The following is an 18,104-nucleotide window of genomic DNA, read 5'->3' as shown; positions in this document are numbered from 1 at the left end:
CGCGTCATCCGGAGGCGTGGTTCGCGCCCGGAGACATGACTACTCCTCGCGGCCCCCTCCCTCGAGATCCGTCAACAAGTCGTCGATGTCGGGGAAGATGGGTTCGACTACCCGTTGGTCGGCCCGCCGGGGACCAAGCCTGACCCGCAGGAACTGCCAGAAGACCAGGCCGTAGCGATCCATGTAGTGGCCGGCTCGGGACTGCCTTGGTACGCCCTCGCCCCGCGCGAGCCGCTCGGCCAGAAAAGGAACGATCAATGTCTGGAGTCCTTCGAAGGCTTCCATGTCGGAAGACGCCTCCGCCACCAGACCGGGCAAGGCAGGCACCAGTGCCTCCCAGCGCTGCCGCGGCGGCACTGCCGGCCTGATGACGACGTCGAAAATGAACTCTGGCATACGCCCCTCGGAACCCCAAGGCCAATGGGAAACGGTCGCCGGCACTGCGCTGCGACCGCTCCTATTGTGCGAGAGGCACGGCGGATCGAATGGGTGAAGATCCATCTTCAAGCGGGCCAATTCATTCCCGAACCCGTTCACCGAATGGCGACGACGGCGGTCGCAACCCGATGGTCGGTGAAGGCGGGCGGCTGCCCGGAAACCGGGCGAGGCTGCTGGAATTTCAGGCATGAAAAAGCCGCTTGCACGGAGCGTGACAAACGGCTTGTTCATGAAGATCTGGTGGAGCCTAGCGGGATCGAACCGCTGACCTCAACACTGCCAGTGTTGCGCTCTCCCAGCTGAGCTAAGGCCCCAAAAAACGCGCTGCCCTGATGGACGCGACGCACTATAAAAGCCCCCTTCCCCCAGGTCAAGCCCCGCTTGCCCGGACTCGCCGACATCGAGGTCACGACCATCGACCTCGAAGCCTCGCATCGCCGCGCTTTGCGGGTCGCAAATTCCCCGCCAAACATGGAGTATTTGGTCCGAGAACGTGTCACACTACTTAACAGAACGGAGATGAATTAACAGAGCGGAGATGGAACTTCCATACTTAAACTTGCAAGTTCCAATGATGACGCTGTTGGCGATGCGCGAGCTTTCGCCGGATCGCTGAACGACAGCGCACGACCAATCATAAACAAGGCCCGCCGGTTGCTGGTACGGCAACCAACGGCAGGGTCTTCAGGGGCAGCGGGAATCCAGGAGTCATCTTGATCAGGGTATTAGTAGCCGACGATCATCACTTGGTGCGCACGAGTATCGCGCGCGTCTTGGACAGCGAACCCGATATCGAGGTCGTCGCCGAAGCCGACAGTGGAGAGAGTGCGTTACAGAGCTGCCGGGAACACCTGCCGGATATTGCGATGATCGACATACGCATGCCGGGAATCGGCGGTCTGGAAACCATTCTGAAACTCCTCAAGACTCAGCCCGATACGCGGATCATCGTGCTGACGGGACAGGTCGAGGAGAGCACGGCACAGCGTCTGATCGATTCCGGCGTGACCGGCTTCATCAGCAAGGGCACTGAACTGGATCTGATGATCGAGGCCGTGCGTCGGGTCGCGGAAGGCGAGCGCTTCATCAGCCCGGACATCGCCCAACGCGTGGTGTTGGCCCGCAGCGAGGGTCGCCAGAGTCCGTTCGACCAGCTTTCGCATCGCGAGCTGCAGATCGCGACGATGATCATTCACTGTCACAAGGTCAGTCGCATCTCCGAGCAGCTCTGCCTGAGCCCCAAGACCGTGAATACCTACCGCTACCGAATCTTCGACAAGCTGAAAGTGCAGTCCGACGTGGAGCTGACCCATCTTGGCCTGCGGCACGGGCTGCTGGACGAATTCGAGCCCCGATCGTGACGACAGTCGAACGCAATGGAAATGCAGGGAGCCCACCGTGCTCGTACGGGACTTTGATATACTCGGGGCATGAGTGAATCCTCGATCGATACCCCATTGCGCTTCGATGCCAAGCACTTCCTGAAGTCGGTCTCAGAATCGCCCGGCGTCTATCGCATGCTCGACGAGCAGGCCAACGTCCTTTACGTCGGCAAGGCCAAACGTCTGAAACCGCGACTTGCCAGCTACTTCAGAGGCGCCTTGAACGCCAAGACCCAGGCGCTGGTGGCGCGCATCCAGGACATCCAGATCACGGTCACACGCAGCGAGACCGAGGCCCTGCTGCTGGAGCAGACCTTGATCAAGGAGCTGCGGCCGCCCTACAACATCCTGCTGCGCGACGACAAGTCCTACCCCTACGTCTTCGTCACCGATCGACATCCCTACCCCGCCCTCGAGTTCAAGCGCGTTCGCCAGAAGCGGCGCGACGGCCGCTACCTCGGCCCCTACCCGAGCTCGACCGCGGTTCGGGAGAGCCTTTCGCTGATGCAGAAGATATTTCGCATCCGCAACTGTGAAGACAGCGTGTTCGCGCATCGGCACCGGCCCTGCCTGCAGTACCAGATCAAACGCTGCAGCGCGCCCTGTGTCGACTACATCAGTGAAGCCGACTACCGCCAGGACATCGAGCACGCCGTGATGTGCCTCGAGGGGCGCAGCGAGCAGGTGACCCAGCAGCTCACCGCCAGCATGGAGCGCGCCAGCGATGCGCTCGACTTCGAGGAAGCGGCCCGCTTGCGCGACCAGATCCAGCAATTGAGGCGATTGCAGGAGAAGCAGTTCGTCGACAACGCCGATGGCGATGCCGACATCTTTGCCCTGGCCGAGCAGCCCGGCGGACTCTGCATCAGCGTACTGTCGATTCGCCAGGGCCGCATGATGGGTGCGCGCCATCATCAACCCGACAACGGCCTGGATCTTGGCGCCGAGGAGCTGCTCAGCGAGTTCGTCAGCCAGTTCTACCTCGGTCAGTCCAAGGAGATCCCGCTCGAAATCATCGCCTCGCACCCGCTGACGGATAGCGAGTTGCTGCAATCGGCATTGAGCGAACATGCCGGCCGACGCATTCGCGTCGCGTCTCAGGTGCGGGGTCACCGCGCCCAGTGGCGCCGACTGGCCATCACCAATGCCGAGCAGCACCTGGCGACCCAACTCGCCAACCGCAGCCAGTTGGGCAAGCGTTTCGAGTCGCTGCGCCAGGCTCTGGACATGCCGATCTCACCCGCCAGGCTCGAGTGCTTCGATATCAGCCACAGCCACGGCGAGGCGACCGTGGCCTCCTGCGTCGTATTCGATCAGAATGGCCCGGCCAAATCCGACTACCGTCGCTTCAATATCGAGGGGGTGGCAGCGGGTGACGACTACGCGGCGATGCGCCAGGCCCTGACCCGACGCTTCAAGCGCCTGCAGAAAGGCGAAGGCAAGCTGCCGGACATCCTGATCGTCGATGGAGGCAAGGGCCAGTTGAACATGGCCCGGGAGGTTCTGGTCGAACTGGAAGTCGTCGATGTCGCCCTGATCGGCGTCGCCAAGGGGACTACCCGAAAGGCTGGCCTGGAGACCCTGTTCATCGAAACGGTGGACCGCACCCTCAATCTGGACACCAGCTCACCGGCGCTGCACCTGATCCAGCATATACGCGACGAGGCCCACCGCTTCGCCATCACCGGTCACCGCCAGCGTCGCGACAAGCAGCGCCGCACCTCTTCGCTGCAAGATATTCCCGGGATCGGACCGAAACGTCGCCGGGAGCTGTTACGCTTCTTCGGCGGCCTGCAGGGCGTGCGCAAGGCAACCCGGGACGATCTTTCCCGCGTTCCGGGGATCAACGAACAGATGGCGGCTACCATACATCAGGCGCTCCATGGATGAGCGCACGCAGCAGGCGTAAAATGCCCGACTCTCATCTCCCAGTAAGGACGCTAGCGGCACGATGAACATTCCCAATATGCTCACCCTGGCAAGAATCGTGTTCATCCCGCTCCTGGTGGTGCTGTTCTACTTGCCCTACGCCTGGAGCCTGTTGGTGACGGCCGCCCTGTTCGGGCTGGCGGCCGTCACCGACTGGCTGGACGGCTACCTGGCCAGGCGCTGGGACCAGAGCACGCCATTCGGCGCGTTTCTGGATCCCGTCGCGGACAAGGTCATGGTCGCCGTCGCGCTGGCGCTACTGGTCGAACGTTACGAGGCGTTCTGGCTGACGCTGCCGGCGCTGGTCATCATCGGCCGCGAGATCGTGATCTCCGCGCTGCGCGAATGGATGGCGGAAATCGGGCAGCGAAAGCAAGTCGCGGTCTCCTGGATCGGCAAGTCGAAGACCACCTTGCAGATGGTCTCCCTACTGCTGCTCCTGGGCTTTCCGCCGCTCTCCCCGATTGCCAACATCGGCATCGTGCTACTCTATGCAGCGGCCTGTCTGACACTGTGGTCGATGATCCAGTATCTCAGGGCGGCCTGGCCGGAACTCACCCGCTCGCTGTGAGCGAAAAGTGGCATAAGCGTTTGACAGGTACGCACTTATCCTTATAATGCGACGGCGTGTTCAGCGGGAATAGCTCAGTGGTAGAGCATCGCCTTGCCAAGGCGAGGGTCGGGAGTTCGAATCTCCTTTCCCGCTCCAGACACACAGTGCAAGGAAACGGTAAGCGAGGGTCGGGAGCTGGAACGCCAGCCCGACGGATGGCCGCCCCATCGATCTCCTTTCCCGCTCCAGACACGAATCTCGATCCTGCCGATTCGACGCGAATTGTCATGGTAATGACAGTTCGGGAGACATATCTGCAGTGAATCGATGAAAGGCTGGATGGCAGAGTGGTTATGCAGCGGACTGCAACTCCGTGTACGCCGGTTCGATTCCGACTCCAGCCTCCACTTCTTCTCGGCGTCGAGTCTTCATGATTCGTCGCTCTCCTGGTCACCGGCGCCCTGTCCTGCGAACAGGCCCCCCGGAAAACTGACCGAATGCGTCCGGCCCGGATGGCGAAATTGGTAGACGCAAGGGACTTAAAATCCCTCGGTGGCGACACCGTGCCGGTTCGAGCCCGGCTCCGGGCACCATCATCTCCGAGACTCTATCAATGGCAGGTAGCCGTTCCTCTCCGCTCGCCATGCTGCGACTTTGCAGAACGACGCCCCGGGTCGCCACTCCAGGCGACACAGTGGGCTGCCGGAACCACTATCACGACAACGAGCCTGCCGAACGCTTTCTGGTCGGCGTGACAGGATAGAGTGTCGGAGAAAAAGCGACCCGGTGGCACAAGGTGAGAAACCCCACATGTACCGGGTCGAAGTCGTCGCAGGGAAGCGACACAAAGCGATAGCGGATCCCGATCGACGTCGAAATCCGCCCGGCTACCGGCGCTGAACCCTCGCCCCAGACCGTCTGGTGCCTCTTCTATCGGCAACCGCCCCCAATGACTTGAGCTCGATGCCCGAACTCCCCGGGCGTACGCCTGAAAGCGTCGCACCGGCCTCAAGGTCCCGATCCGTAGCTCGCCCTTCGCCCGCAGGCCATCGAAACCCAGTTCCCTCTATTGGACCTGCCGCGAAACAGCTCGATGACTCATTGACAATAGATCGGCGGCGCATAAAAAACCCCGGCCAGGGGGAGTGGCCGGGGAAGTTGGAGACGACTGGAGGTCTCTCAAAAGCGCCCCAGACTCTCGAGGCGCAAGGCAGAAGATTCTATAACTGCGATCTTGCTTCCAGCTCAGTCAATGCTGGCGAAAGTCATTTCGACATTGCCATGACCGGACGGCTGGCCAGCGTTCTGCAACGCCTGGGCAGCTGCCACGCTCTGCCCTTCACCAATCAGGCTGCTGTCACCAGCCGAGATGCTGGTGGCGCGCATGGTGCTGGCTGAGACATAAGTCAGAGCCTGATCGGCCGCATCGCTGTGGCCACCATTGACCGGATCGATACGGTATTGAGTTGGCAGCGCCTGAAATTCGGAAGTCTGCTGTACGTTCAGCGCCTGCTGCTGGCTGGCAAAAGCCTCTTCGGCCTGGGCGCTGTTGGCCTGAGCAGCAGCGGGCAGAGCGATGGCGAGTGCGATGGCGGCAAGGATACGGGTTTTCATGATTCGTTCTCCAATGACATATTTTTCGTTTGTTCGGTTGGCCTCTTGGCCTTGACCGTTGATGTCATTATGGCAACGAGACAGTTAGCATGCGAATCGAAAGCCTCGAAAGCGACTATCGTCGAGATCAATAGATGAAGCCATGACAGCCGGATATACCGGCGGTGACCTCTTGTGCTGTCGGCGTCATGGCCTGTTCAGAGGCGACTCCTGTCGCAGGCACTCTTCCCCCCGCTCACGAGGATGCGGCTTCTTCCTGGGCTTGCGCTGAAGCAACGATGCGCTCCAGCACGGGGATCCAGCAGGACTCGACGTTCAACCCGAACCGTCCGCCCAGGGTATCGATCATCTCCTCGACCGTGAGGCGGTGCTCTTCGATACCGCCCTCTACCCGTGCGATCTTCAAACGATTGCTCGCCAACGTGTAACGCGCCTCCGGTGTGGTCACAGCCACCATCAACCGACTGCGAAAGTGCGAGTCCGGATAGCGGGAGACGTAGTGGTTGGCCACCTGGTAATCGATGGGTTCGCAGGGGAAATCGAGAATTTCGTACAGGGCTTGCCAAGCGTGATCATGGTATGACTCGACCATGAAGCCGCTCATCGTTTTACGCAGCCGATAATCGCCGTAGGCATGTTGCTGAGGAAGATCCGGCTGCCAGGCGAGCGGCTCATTGGGCATGAAACTGCCGAAGCCGACGTCCACCAGCCACAGGGCATCGTCCACCACCACCTTCAAGGACGCATGCGTAGCGGCCGGGGCGGGACCTTCCGGCATGTGGCCGACCCACACCCGGGCCAAGTGGGTTTCAACCGAGAATCCCAGGGCTTGCAACACACGCTGCAGCAGGCTGGTGTGTTCGAAACAGTAGCCTCCACGTTGGCGATGGAGCATCTTGTCATCGACGGCTTTCGGGTCGAGCGAGATATCCCGCCCCAGCAGCACATCGATGGCCTCGAATGGAATGGAGGCCATGTGATGAGAAATGATGGAGCGCAGCGTTTCCTGCGTAGGGGGCAAGGCGCCCGAGAGCCCGATGCGCTTCAGATAGGCTGCTAGATCGACGCAGGCCATCTGCCGGTCAGAGAGTGAAACGATAGCTGACATGATGGAGCTCCTCTGGAAGACGAGCGCAGCGTAATTCCTCGACTTAACTTGAGGTCAAGCCCGTGATGATCCGATGAACTTCCGCTCAGGGGATCCTTCGAACGCGGAGGATTCGGCGGGCACCGGGATGAACGACGACACCCACGCTCCCTGAACACCGCGTCTCGCTTGACTACAGCCTTGAGCCCAATTCACCTATGTCGACGCACGCCATCGAGGAGGACGGCTCTGTGACGGATCCCCTTTCTTCCGTACAATGGCGCGCCACCTCGTGCCACGCCGCCGAAAAGTCGCCATGGTGTACCACCTCTTCCAGGAGAAATAGGCTCGACCGGCCAACTGGTACACCACGGTGCAGTGAGCCGGGTCATCGGCAGGACTCGATGGTATCAACCAGTGTATGTTTACACCGCAGGCCATGACGCAACTAACTGATATACCGACACAAAGCCCAGCAGATCGAGCCCGCCGATTTTCGGTGGCCCCGATGATGGATTGGACCACCCGGGACTACCGGGCCTTCGCCCGCTGCCTGACTCGCCGCGCACTGCTGTATACCGAGATGGTCACCACCGGCGCGATCCTGCATGGCTCGCCGCGGGAGCGTTTTCTGGGCTACGGCGCCATGGAACACCCGCTGGCACTGCAATTGGGCGGCAGCGATCCCGGGGAACTGGCGGAGTGCGCGGCCATCGCCGAGGCGTGGGGCTACGATGAGGTCAACCTGAACGTGGGCTGCCCGAGCGATCGGGTGCAGAACAACCTGATCGGCGCCTGCCTGATGGGTCACCCCGACAAGGTGGCCGACGCCGTCGCCGCCATGCGCCGCGCGGTATCGATTCCCGTCACGGTGAAATGTCGCATCGGTATCGACGACCAGGACGAGGATGCCGATCTCGAACGCTTCATCGATCGGGTCGCCGGCGCCGGCTGCGAGACCTTCATCGTGCATGCCCGCAAGGCCTGGCTCCAGGGGCTCTCGCCCAAGGAGAATCGCGACGTCCCGCCGCTCAACTATCCCCGCGTCTACCGGCTCAAGACGCAGCATCCCGAGCTGCATATCGGTATCAACGGTGGTATCACCACGCTGGACGCCTGCAGGACGCATCTCGATGCTGGCGTGGATAGCGTGATGATCGGTCGCGAGGCCTACCAGAACCCGTGGCTGCTGGCCGATGTCGATCGTGCACTTTACGGCGAGCCCTCGCCTGCCGCTAGCCGCCACGACGTCGCGCGTGCGTTTCGTCCCTATGTGATCGAACGGCTGGCCGAGGGCGCCAAGCTCAACCACATCACCCGGCATCTGCTGGGACTGTTCCAGGGCTGCGCCGGGGGCAGGCGTTTCCGACGCTACCTCTCGGAAAGCGCCCACAAGGAGGGCGCCGGTATCAGCGTCTACGATGACGCCATCGGCCTGGTCGACGAGAGCCGGCTGGCCGGACCGGTCCGAGAGCGCGTCTAGAAGCCGGTCGTCTCGTAACGCGACTGGAAGCTCTCCACCGCGTTCTCGACATCGTCGATCTCCTGATAACGGGCGACGTGGAACAGCGCCTCGCCCTCGTTGACCAGCGGCAGGTTGCTCATGCCGATGACGATGCCATCGGCGCTGGCGACCACCGGCGCCTCGTCGTTGCCGAAGGGATCGGCCACCACCCCCAGCGACTGATGCTTGGCGACCCGCGCCCCCAGCCTGACACGCGGCCGCAGAATGCCATCGATCGGCGCCCTGGCCCAGCTCGAACCGTTGGCCACTTCGGCGGGAGGCGGCATGCGCCGGCGGTTGTCGGCCGGCAGCATGCCGATCAGGCGCATCACGCGCCGAATTCCCCTCACGCCCGGCGCGATCGCCCACTCGTCGAAGCGCAGCGCTTCGCCGGCCTCGTAGGTGAGCACGGGAACGCCACGATTCTGCGCGTACTCGCGCAGGCTCCCCTCGCGCAGCTCCGCGTTGAGGATCACCGGCACGCCGAACGCCTCGGCCATGGCCTGGGTCTCGCGGTTCTGGCGCAGTTGGGAGCGAATCTGGGGCAGATTGGTGCGGTGAATGGCGCCGGTGTGCAAGTCGATGATGTGGGTGGCCCGGTCGACCATCTCTTCCCGCATCAGTGCGGCGATGCGAGAGCCCAGCGACCCGCCTTCACTCCCCGGAAAGCAGCGATTGAGATCGCGCCGGTCCGGCAGGTAGCGCGACTGCTGGACGAAGCCGAAGACATTGACGACGGGCACGGCAATCAGCGTCCCGCGCAGTCGCGACAGGTTCGGCAACCTCAGCAGCCGGCGGACGATCTCGACGCCATTGAGCTCGTCGCCGTGAATCGCGCCGCAGACCAGCAACACCGGACCAGGCTGGCGACCGTGCACCACCTCCACCGGAATGTGCATCGGCGCGTGGGTATAGAGCTTGGCCACCGGAACGTCGACCTGCCGGCGGGTGCCGGGTTCGATTCGCTCGCCAACGAGGGTGAAGGCTTCCTGCGCCATGACGATCCTTGACAATGGTTGGGTCGGTAATGAAGAGCTCGTGCTCGTGAAGCCGCCATCTCATCTGGAAAGGGTCTCCCGCTGTACCGCTTCCAATTCGAAGATCAGGGTCACATGGTCGCCGACCATCCCGTTGTCGACGCCGTAATCCATCCCCCAGTCACTGCGATCGAGAGCGCCCCGGATGGACAGTCCCAGCGTGGGCTGCCCGTGCCCGAGCGGATATACCGCATCCTGGTTCAACGTGACGTCCAGCGTGACCGGCTCGGTACGGCCCAGCAGCGTGAGCTCGCCATTCAGCGTACCGGTCGTCGGAGACGACGGCTCGAAATCCGTGGCAACGAAATGTATCCGCGGATGCTCGTCCGCGTCCAGAAAGTCGCGCCCCCGCAGGTGTTCATCGCGAGCGTCGAGGTTGGTGAAGACGCTGTCGGACCGGATCGTGACCTCCGCCGAGACCAACGTTTGCGTCTCACGGTCGTAGACGAAGGTACCCTCGCCCTCCAGGAACTGTCCGAGCAGGTTTTCGTAGCCCAGATGATCCACCATGAAGGCGATGGAGAAGTGTTCGGGATCGATCTCGAAGCGCTGCGGCTCGGCACTTGCCGGCGACGATGCCAGCGCCAGCAGCACCAGAGCGGGAAGGATGTTCAACCGGGCGGATCTCATGACAGCCTCCTTGCGGGAAAATCGACCCAACAGGGGTCGGGAGAGACAGCGACGCCGCTCAGAGCTCGATGTCGCCAACGGGTCGATGGCGCCAGAGCCAGACGATGTCCCGGCCAAAGGAGAGGACCAGCAGCGCCGCCGCCACGAGCGTGAAAGCGGTAGCCCATGAGGGTTCGACGAAGGGAAGCAGGCAGACCATCAGCGTCGACACCTGCCAGACGCAGACCGTCTTGCGAAAATAGCTCTCGGGCAGGGAGCGATTGAGCCACGGCGAGTAGACGCCAGCTACCAGGAAGGCATACCGCGCCAGCCCGATGAGCAGGATCCAGGCACCCACCTTGTCCAGGGCGATCAACGCCATGCACAGCACGACGATGAAGAACGCATCCAGCTCCATGTCGAACCGCGCCCCGAAGGCGCTGGACGACCCGGTTCGCCGCGCCACCCAACCATCGATGCCATCGAGTGCCAGCGCCAGTAGCGATAGCGCCGCGATGCCCTCGGCATGGCGCTGGATGAAGTCTGGATATACCACGACGCCGGCAACGATCGCGATCAGCGCTGCGCGCAGCAGCGTGACACGGTTGGCCCAGCCGAGGCCCTGCCGCGAGGCTGGCCAGGCCCAGAGCACTGCCGTGGCGATCGCCACGTAGATGCCGCCGGCCGTGAAACGCAGGCCCGAAGGCGCCGAGAATGCCCAGTGCACCCACTCGGTCAGCAGGGCGACCAGCGCGAGGCCCGCCGCCATATCGACCCAGCCGCGCAGGGATCCGACCCGGCGGAGAGCCGCTGCCGAGATACGTGTCGATGAGTGTCGCATCGGCGACTTCCTCCCTAATGATGGCTCGCTCCTCGACCAGCCGTGACGCCAGATCGTAACGAGGCCCTCCAACCGATACGCTGCCCGTACAAGTTTGGATGCAGTTTGACCGATTTGCGAGAATTGCCGGTCATTGCGGCGATCGGCGGGGCGAGCAACGCCGGTAATTGGCCGATCTCTCCATCGCTCGTCAGGGGCCGGCGAATGGCCGGCACCGCCATCGGTTCGAAGTAATCTTGTTTTTAGATCTCTTCTTGTACACCATTTGTACAATGCTAATTCGTCACACTCTGCCATACTCTCAGCAGGACGACGAACCGCCATCCCGATCTGTCATCAAGGAACGGATATCGCAATGACGACGCCTTACGCTCATGCCTTCTGGTCTCTCGGCAACGGTAACGGCGAAATTCGCCAGGCCGAGCTGAGTGTCAGCGGCGACTTGATGATCCGCACCTGTTACTCCGCCATCAGTCGGGGCAGCGAGACCCTGGTCTTCAACGGCCAGGTACCGGCGAGCGAATACCAGCGAATGCGGGCCCCCTTTCAAAGCGGCGAGTTTCCCGGCCCGGTCAAATACGGCTACTCCAATGTCGGCGTCGTCGAACAGGGAGCGCACGACTGGCACGGGCGATACGTCTACTGCCTGCACCCTCACCAGACCCACTACCGTGTCGGCATCGGGGATGTCGTGCCGCTGCCGCCCGGCGTACCCCCGCAGCGCGCGATACTCGGCGCCAACATGGAAACGGCGCTCAACGCCTTGTGGGACGCGGCACCAGGCATCGGCGACCGGATCAGCGTCGTCGGCGCTGGCGTGGTCGGCGCCCTGGTGGCCTGGCTCTGCGCCCGACTGCCCGGGACCCACGTCCAACTGATCGATATCGACGAGCGCAAGCGCTTTCTCGGCGAGGCGCTGGGGGTGGATTTCCACACCCCCGAGACCGCCGAGGCCGAACAGGATCTGGTGGTGCATGCCAGCGCATCGGATGCCGGCTTGCAAAGCGCGCTTTCACTGGCAGGGTTCGAGGCCACCGTGCTCGAGATGAGCTGGTACGGCAGCCGCGAGGTCAATCTGCCGCTCGGCGAGGCGTTTCACGCCCGTCGCCTGACGCTGCGATCGAGCCAGGTCGGCAGCGTGTCGCCCGGGCATCGTCCGCGCTGGAATCACAAGCGGCGACTCACCCTGGCGCTGGCGCTGCTCGATCACGACTGCCTGGACGTGCTGATCAGCGGGGAGAGCCATTTCCGGGATCTGCCCGAGACCCTCAAGCGACTGAGCCAGCGTGACGACGACACGCTCTGCCAGCGCATCCGTTACGGCTGACGCCACGTAATCTCATCACACCGCCCCGGTGTCGCGCTCGCCACCGGGGGGATTCGCCAGGGACAGCAGGACGCAAGTTCGGCACCGGCCGCCCACCAGGCCGACTCATCAAGGAGCGAGAGACATGTTCAGCTTGACCGTTCGCGATCACATGATGATCGCCCACAGCTTCAACAGCGAGACTTTCGGACCGGCGCAGAAGCTGCACGGTGCGACCTACGTGGTCGACGCCACCTTCAAGCGCCCCGAGCTCGACCAGGACGATCTCGTCGTCGATATCGGTCTGGCCAGCGAGACACTGAAACGCGTGCTCGGTGAATTCACCCTGGGCAACCTTGACGATGTCGACGAGTTCAAGGGCCGCAACACCACCACCGAATTCATGGCCAAGGTCGTCTTCGACCGGCTCTCCCACGCCATTCGCGAGGGTGAACTGGGTGACGGCGGCCGCCACCTCACCGCCTTGACCGTGACCCTGCACGAGTCCCACGTGGCCTGGGCAAGCTACGAAGGGGGACTATGAGCGACTTCACCCTCATCGTCGCCGGAAACCCCGACCAACTGACCGGCGGCTACGTCTACGATGCGCGAATCGTCGAAGCGTTGCGCGCGGCAGGCTGGAGCATCGACGTCATCGGGCTCGAGGGACGCTTTCCCGAGCCGGATGCCGTCGCCTCCCACGCCCTGGACTGCGCCTTGACCGCCCTGGCGGACGGCAGCCGGGCCGTGATCGACGGGCTCGCCATGGGCGGGCTGCCGGCCATCGTCGAGCGTCACGCGTCGCGGCTATCGATCACCGCACTGGTGCACCATCCACTCGCCGACGAGACCGGCCTGGGCGCCCCGGAACAGCAGCGCTTCCGCGTCAGCGAGACCCGCGCCCTGGCGGCAGCCGCGAGCGTCATCGTCACCAGCGTCTATACCGCCCGTCGGCTTCGCGACTTCGATGTGCCGGCCGACAAGATCGCCGTCATCGAGCCCGGCGTCCAGACCGGCCCACTGGCGAGCGGCGACGGCAGTGGCACCCCTCGCCTGCTGTGCATTGCGACGGTGACACCGCGCAAGGGCCAGGATCTGCTGGTCGAGGCGCTGGCGGGTCTGACCGCGCTGCCGTGGCGATGCGATCTGATCGGCGCGCTGGATCGGGCCGACGCCTACGTCGCCAAGGTGCGCGAGGCCATCGACGAACACCAGCTGGGCGAACGCGTGCGACTGCTGGGCTCCCAACCCGCCGAGCGCCTGGCCGAGCATTATCGTCAAGCCGATCTCTTCGTGCTGCCTTCCCACTACGAGGGCTACGGCATGGTCGTCACCGAAGCGCTCGCCCATGGCCTGCCGGTAGTGACCACGACGGGAGGCGCCCTGGCCCATACGCTGCCAGACACCGCCGGCATCAAGGTGCCGCCGGGCGATGTCGCGGCGCTACGCCATGCACTCGAACGCATGCTGGAGGATTCGGAGCGCTACCAGCGCTACCGGACAGGGGCCAGAACGTGCCGCGAGACCCTGACGGACTGGCACACCGCCGCCGCCGCCTTCGGCCAGGCCCTGACACGCTCGAAGATGACAGAGGCAACGCGCTGATGCCGATGTCGCAGCTACCCGCCACCGACGCGCTGTTCAGCGATCAATGGCTGACGCTGAGGGAGCCCGCCGATCACAGGGCGCGCGATGCCCAGCTCACCCACGCCGTGGATCAGTGGCTGACGCGCCGCGCCGCGGCGCACCCACCGCGCGAGGCCCGGTCGCTCGAGACACCACGCAGCGTGGTCGACCTGGGCTGCGGCAGCGGCTCCAATCTGCGCTATCTGGCACCGCGGCTGCAGGGCGCCCAGTCCTGGCGACTCATCGACCACGACGCCGGGCTGCTGGCCCAGGCCCGACTTCGCTGCGAGTCGCTGTCGAGTGCCGACGGCCAGCCGATCCACCTGGAGACCGACCAACTGAGCCTGACGGCGGCCTGGGAGCACGGCCTGGAGGGCGCCGACCTGGTCACCGCCTCGGCGCTGTTCGACCTGCTGACGGCCGCCGATATCGAGGCATTGGCCGATGCCTGCCAGCGTAGCGGCTGTGCGGTGCTGTTCGCCCTCAGTATCGATGGCCTGATCCGTTTCCACGATGCCGGCGGCAGCGCGCTTTACGGCGACGACGACCGCTTCATGCTCGCCGCGCTCCAGGCCCACCAGCATCGCGACAAGGGGGGCGGCCCGGCGGTGGGCAGCGAGGCTCCCCGACGGCTTCGCGAGAGCTTCCACCGCCGCGGCTACCTTATCCGTGAAGCCGCGTCCCCCTGGCGGCTCGGGCCGGAATCGCTGCCTCTCGCCGAGGCGCTGATGGCCGGCTGGCGCAAGGCGCTTCACGAGCAACTGCCGCAGCAGCGGGACCGTGTCGACCATTGGCATGCCCGCCGTCTCGACGATCTGCGGCGTGAGCGGGCGACGTTGACCGTGGGTCACCGCGATCTGCTGGCGACCCCGACCGGCGGAACGCCCTCGGGAGCGCGAGCGTGAACCGGTGGCTGTCGCCCTGGCTGCGGCTGGCCGTGACGCTGGCGCTGCTGGGCCTACTGGCGTGGAAACTGGATACCGGCCAGCTGCTGGAACGGCTCATGGCGCTGTCGCCGGCCTGGGTCGCGGTCGCGGTCCTGCTCGGCATTCCCCAGGTCGCGATCTCGGCCTGGCGCTGGCGGATGACGGCGCACCGGATCGGCATCGCGCTGCGGTGGCCCGTGGCCATCCGCGAATACTATCTGGCCACCTTCCTCAACCAGGTGCTGCCGGGCGGCGTCCTGGGAGACGCCGCCCGAGCCTGGCGCCACGGCAATACCCGGACACACTCCGGTGGCGGCCACCCCCCGGCATCGGGGCCGGCGGTTCGCGCCGTGATCATCGAGCGCGCCTCCGGACAGGTGGCGCTGCTGCTCGTGGCGGTCGCCGCCATCTGTCTCTCGCCGGACCTACGCCACGGCATCGCCCGGGCGTGGCAAGCCCAGGCGACGACCCTGACGTGGCTTCTGCTGGCGGCACTGCTGCTGGTCGGCATCGTCATCGGCGTATCGAGGCGGTGGCGCTGGACGGCCCTGGCGACCTTCGGCCAGGACATCAGGCGGGCGTTGCTGACGGCATCCGTGTGGCCCGCCCAACTGCTCAGCTCGCTGCTGGTGACCGCCACCTACGTCGCCGTCTTTCTCTGCGCCGCCCAGGCCCTCGGCCTCCAGCGGCCGATCCCGCAGTTGCTGCCGCTGATCCCGCCCCTGCTGATGGCCATGGCGATCCCCCTGACCGTCGCCGGTTGGGGGCTAAGGGAAGGGGCCGCCGCAGTGATCTGGCCCCTGGCCGGCCTGCCGGCCCAGGAGGGAGTCGCGCTCTCAGTGGCCTACGGCCTGCTCGTGCTCGCCGCCAGCCTGCCGGGATTGGGAGTGCTGTTGTGGGACCGGCGTGCGAGCCGGGCAGCCTCGGTTCGCCGCAAGATGGCAGCGGAGGGACATCCCGGATGAGATCAGGAGGCCGATGGAGTTCTATCGCGCAGATCGAGATCGAACAGCATGTCCTGGCCGAGGCGGAAATGGCGACAGGCCGGTCGCAGCGCCACCTCCAGCGTCTCGATCTCCGGCAGCGTCAGCGCCGGACGGCCGGACCCGATCAGCATGGGTGCGACCACGCTGTGCAATCGGTCGAGACAGTCCGCCTCGAGAAAGCGGGAGATCGTCAGCCCGCCACCCTCGATCAGGATCCGACGATGGCCTTGCTCGGCCAGCACAGCGAGAACGCTGGCGGGATCGACGCCGGCCGCCCCCTGCGGCAGCGATTTGACGCTGACATGCGCCGCAAGCCCATGGCCTTCGACACCTTGGTTGACGAGGTGCCAGGTCGGCGCCGCCGGCTGGCGGAAGACATTGCGGTCGGCCGGCACCCGGCCCCGCGGGTCGAGCACCACCCGCAGCGGGTTGTCGCCCTCGACATGGCGCACCGTCAGCTGCGGATCGTCGGCATCGACCGTACCGGCACCGACCACGACCGCGTCGACCAGCGCCCGCATCCGATGCAGGTGGACCAGGCTCTGCTGTCCGGTCACGTAGTGGGAAGCACCGGTGACCGTCGCAATGCGACCGTCCAGGCTCTGGCCGAACTGGGCGATGACACGTGGCCCCCGGAGCAACGCCGCGGTGCACCACGGCAACCAGATCGACAGCAGCTGCGCGGCCTCCTCGTCGACCGGATGGCTGCAGCGCCAGTCGCCGGCGTCGTCGACTTCCAGGCGATGATGCCCATCGACGACGGTACCGTCGAAGGTGTCGTCACGGGTCAGGGCCGCCACCTGGCGAAGCCAGCGCCAGGCCTGGGGCGCGGACACGGTGGGTGTAACGGCATGAGCGGGATTATCGGACGAGGCAGTCACGGTCATTCCTTGGCCAGACGGCATCACAGCGTAACAAAGATCGCCCTTGGCGGAGAGCGTTCGGCGGTGAGCGCCGTCATTCCGTTTCACCTCGCCGCTCTTTCACGCCGGTCATGGGTGCCAATCACGGATAGCGATCACAGATGAGACTGATCATGGACGACAGGATAAGGAGACGATCATGCGACAGGTAGAACGCGCGATATTCGATCTGCGACGCGGCCTCCCGGTTCTCGTGCGTGCCCCCAGCGGCGACGTGGTGGTCCACCCGCTCGAGGGCTGCGACGACGACGCGCTGGCGGCACTGCCGGCGCTGGCCGGCGGCCCGGCCGCACTGGCGCTGACCCGCCACCGCCTGGCGCGGCTGGGCATCGACTTCGGCCCGCGCGTGGGGCTGGTGCCGGTCGCCCCCGCCGACGGCGCCCACGCCATCGTCGCCTGGGCCAGTGACGAAACGCAGCGGTTGCCCGTGGATCGCCAGCCCGTCGCCGCCGATCCGGCAAGCGAGGCGGCGCTGGATCTGATGCGAATCGGCCTGCTGATCCCCGCGGCCGTGGTCGCCGAGGTCAGCCACGCCCAGCGCGCCCAGGTCGAGGCGCTGGTCGCGGAGGGCACCGTTCTGGCGGTCGCCGCCGAGCAGATCGATGCCTACTCCGAAAGCCGGTCACGCTTCCTCAAGCGCACCAGTGACGCGGAGATCCCGCTGTCCCACGCCGAACGCGCGAAATTCGTCATGTTCCGGGAGGCCGACGGCATGCGCGAGCACATCGCGATCGTGATCGGCGATCGCCGCGAATGGAGCGATGCGGTGCCGGTGCGTCTCCATTCGGCCTGCCTCACCGGCGATCTGTTCGGCAGCTTGCGCTGCGACTGCGGCGAGCAGCTGCGCGAGAGCGTGCGCACCATCGACGAACGCGGCGGCGGCGTGCTGCTCTATCTCGCCCAGGAAGGCCGGGGTATCGGGCTGGCCAACAAGCTGCGTGCCTATACCCTGCAGGATGGCGGCCTGGACACGGTCGACGCCGACCAGGTACTCGGGTTCGGGGAGGACGAGCGAACCTACGAAGTCGCGCTGGAGATGCTCGAGCAGTTGGAGATCGCGCGGATCGAACTGTTGACCAACAACCCCGAGAAGATCGCCGCCATGGACCAGGGCGGCGTCGAGGTGGTCAACCGGCGCGGCGTCTACGGCAAGCTGACCAAGCAGAACCGACGCTACCTGGACGCCAAGGCCAAGCGCGCCGGCCACTGGCTGGAAGAGGTTCTCGAAGACGGCGAGAAGGAGTCGGCCACGCCTTTCCGGCGTCCGGTGGCGCGCTGAGCCTCACCCAATCGTCGCCGCAACCATCGGCGTTCGGGAGACGCACCCCGTCACCCCGACGCCG

Annotated in this window: 17 protein-coding genes and 4 tRNA genes; 13 read left to right on the top strand and 8 right to left on the bottom strand. The window is 64.8% G+C overall.

Features of this window, described 5'->3' with window-relative positions; translation table 11 throughout:
- Nucleotides 1–39: 39 nt before the first annotated feature.
- Complete coding sequence (locus tag Q0602_RS10710; protein WP_298842758.1) at nucleotides 40–396, bottom strand: hypothetical protein; 357 nt, start codon at nucleotides 394–396, stop codon at nucleotides 40–42.
- A 280-nt stretch (nucleotides 397–676) separates the two neighbouring features.
- A tRNA-Ala gene (locus tag Q0602_RS10705) sits at nucleotides 677–752 on the bottom strand.
- Between the two features lie 399 nt (nucleotides 753–1,151).
- On the opposite strand from Q0602_RS10705, the gene Q0602_RS10700 reads away from it, so the two are divergent.
- The 6 genes from Q0602_RS10700 (at nucleotide 1,152) to Q0602_RS10675 (ending at nucleotide 4,895) form a co-directional block, all read left to right on the top strand.
- Entirely contained in the window at nucleotides 1,152–1,799 is a 648-nt protein-coding gene (locus tag Q0602_RS10700) for a response regulator (RefSeq protein WP_295034861.1), read from the top strand.
- 96 nt (nucleotides 1,800–1,895) lie between these two features.
- Nucleotides 1,896–3,710 (top strand): excinuclease ABC subunit UvrC, encoded by a 1,815-nt coding sequence (uvrC, locus tag Q0602_RS10695; protein WP_295034879.1) that lies wholly within the window; start codon nucleotides 1,896–1,898, stop codon nucleotides 3,708–3,710.
- A 61-nt stretch (nucleotides 3,711–3,771) separates the two neighbouring features.
- Nucleotides 3,772–4,320, top strand: coding sequence for a CDP-diacylglycerol--glycerol-3-phosphate 3-phosphatidyltransferase (pgsA, locus tag Q0602_RS10690; RefSeq protein ID WP_295034863.1), 549 nt, complete (start codon nucleotides 3,772–3,774; stop codon nucleotides 4,318–4,320).
- Between the two features lie 63 nt (nucleotides 4,321–4,383).
- Nucleotides 4,384–4,458 (top strand) — tRNA-Gly (locus Q0602_RS10685).
- A 177-nt stretch (nucleotides 4,459–4,635) separates the two neighbouring features.
- Nucleotides 4,636–4,709, top strand: a tRNA-Cys gene (locus Q0602_RS10680).
- Nucleotides 4,710–4,808: 99 nt separating this feature from the next.
- Nucleotides 4,809–4,895, top strand: a tRNA-Leu gene (locus Q0602_RS10675).
- Between the two features lie 652 nt (nucleotides 4,896–5,547).
- Here Q0602_RS10675 and Q0602_RS10670 read toward each other — a convergent pair.
- Together Q0602_RS10670 and Q0602_RS10665 are read right to left on the bottom strand one after the other, a co-directional pair.
- A complete protein-coding gene (locus Q0602_RS10670; protein ID WP_298842753.1) occupies nucleotides 5,548–5,916 on the bottom strand; it encodes a hypothetical protein in 369 nt (122 codons plus the stop codon).
- Between the two features lie 235 nt (nucleotides 5,917–6,151).
- Entirely contained in the window at nucleotides 6,152–7,024 is an 873-nt protein-coding gene (locus Q0602_RS10665) for an arylamine N-acetyltransferase (RefSeq protein ID WP_298842750.1), read from the bottom strand.
- 418 nt (nucleotides 7,025–7,442) lie between these two features.
- On the opposite strand from Q0602_RS10665, the gene dusA reads away from it, so the two are divergent.
- Nucleotides 7,443–8,486 (top strand): tRNA dihydrouridine(20/20a) synthase DusA, encoded by a 1,044-nt coding sequence (gene dusA / locus Q0602_RS10660; protein WP_298842747.1) that lies wholly within the window; start codon nucleotides 7,443–7,445, stop codon nucleotides 8,484–8,486.
- Here dusA and Q0602_RS10655 read toward each other — a convergent pair.
- From Q0602_RS10655 to Q0602_RS10645, 3 genes are read right to left on the bottom strand one after another with little or no spacing between them, the layout of a single operon-like run.
- Nucleotides 8,483–9,505 carry a succinylglutamate desuccinylase/aspartoacylase family protein gene (locus Q0602_RS10655; protein WP_298842743.1) on the bottom strand — a complete coding sequence of 341 codons (1,023 nt, stop codon included), beginning with the start codon at nucleotides 9,503–9,505 and terminating at the stop codon, nucleotides 8,483–8,485. The two genes, dusA and Q0602_RS10655, sit on opposite strands and share 4 nt — an antisense overlap.
- A 60-nt stretch (nucleotides 9,506–9,565) precedes the next feature.
- Nucleotides 9,566–10,174 (bottom strand): YceI family protein, encoded by a 609-nt coding sequence (locus Q0602_RS10650; RefSeq protein ID WP_298842740.1) that lies wholly within the window; start codon nucleotides 10,172–10,174, stop codon nucleotides 9,566–9,568.
- A gap of 58 nt (nucleotides 10,175–10,232) precedes the next feature.
- Nucleotides 10,233–10,994 (bottom strand): CDP-alcohol phosphatidyltransferase family protein, encoded by a 762-nt coding sequence (locus Q0602_RS10645; protein ID WP_295034875.1) that lies wholly within the window; start codon nucleotides 10,992–10,994, stop codon nucleotides 10,233–10,235.
- 355 nt (nucleotides 10,995–11,349) lie between these two features.
- On the opposite strand from Q0602_RS10645, the gene Q0602_RS10640 reads away from it, so the two are divergent.
- The 5 genes from Q0602_RS10640 to Q0602_RS10620 all read left to right on the top strand — a co-directional run bounded on the left by Q0602_RS10640 (nucleotide 11,350) and on the right by Q0602_RS10620 (nucleotide 15,817).
- On the top strand, nucleotides 11,350–12,321 hold the full coding sequence (locus tag Q0602_RS10640; RefSeq protein WP_298842735.1) for a zinc-binding alcohol dehydrogenase: 972 nt from the start codon (nucleotides 11,350–11,352) through the stop codon (nucleotides 12,319–12,321).
- Nucleotides 12,322–12,445: 124 nt separating this feature from the next.
- Nucleotides 12,446–12,844: a 6-carboxytetrahydropterin synthase gene (locus tag Q0602_RS10635; RefSeq protein ID WP_295038877.1), complete on the top strand. Its 399-nt coding sequence runs from the start codon at nucleotides 12,446–12,448 to the stop codon at nucleotides 12,842–12,844.
- On the top strand, nucleotides 12,841–13,905 hold the full coding sequence (locus tag Q0602_RS10630) for a glycosyltransferase family 4 protein (RefSeq protein ID WP_298842734.1): 1,065 nt from the start codon (nucleotides 12,841–12,843) through the stop codon (nucleotides 13,903–13,905). The genes Q0602_RS10635 and Q0602_RS10630 overlap by 4 nt, the downstream gene beginning before the upstream one ends.
- Nucleotides 13,905–14,831, top strand: a complete 927-nt coding sequence (locus Q0602_RS10625) for a class I SAM-dependent methyltransferase (protein WP_298842731.1) — start codon at nucleotides 13,905–13,907, stop codon at nucleotides 14,829–14,831. The genes Q0602_RS10630 and Q0602_RS10625 overlap by 1 nt, the downstream gene beginning before the upstream one ends.
- On the top strand, nucleotides 14,828–15,817 hold the full coding sequence (locus Q0602_RS10620) for a lysylphosphatidylglycerol synthase transmembrane domain-containing protein (RefSeq protein WP_298842728.1): 990 nt from the start codon (nucleotides 14,828–14,830) through the stop codon (nucleotides 15,815–15,817). The genes Q0602_RS10625 and Q0602_RS10620 overlap by 4 nt, the downstream gene beginning before the upstream one ends.
- A gap of 2 nt (nucleotides 15,818–15,819) precedes the next feature.
- Here the strand turns inward: Q0602_RS10620 and Q0602_RS10615 are convergent, their stop codons facing one another.
- The gene (locus Q0602_RS10615; protein WP_298842725.1) at nucleotides 15,820–16,719 is read right to left on the bottom strand and encodes a RibD family protein; all 900 of its coding nucleotides are present in this window, start codon (nucleotides 16,717–16,719) and stop codon (nucleotides 15,820–15,822) included.
- Between the two features lie 181 nt (nucleotides 16,720–16,900).
- Between Q0602_RS10615 and ribA the strand changes: the two genes are divergently transcribed.
- Complete coding sequence (ribA, locus tag Q0602_RS10610; RefSeq protein ID WP_298842722.1) at nucleotides 16,901–18,040, top strand: GTP cyclohydrolase II RibA; 1,140 nt, start codon at nucleotides 16,901–16,903, stop codon at nucleotides 18,038–18,040.
- Nucleotides 18,041–18,104: the final 64 nt, after the last annotated feature.

Source organism: uncultured Salinicola sp. (assembly GCF_937921195.1).
Lineage (GTDB): Bacteria > Pseudomonadota > Gammaproteobacteria > Pseudomonadales > Halomonadaceae > Salinicola.
The sequence above is the reverse complement of the archived record's forward strand: the minus strand, read 5'-3'. Positions and strand labels throughout refer to the sequence as shown.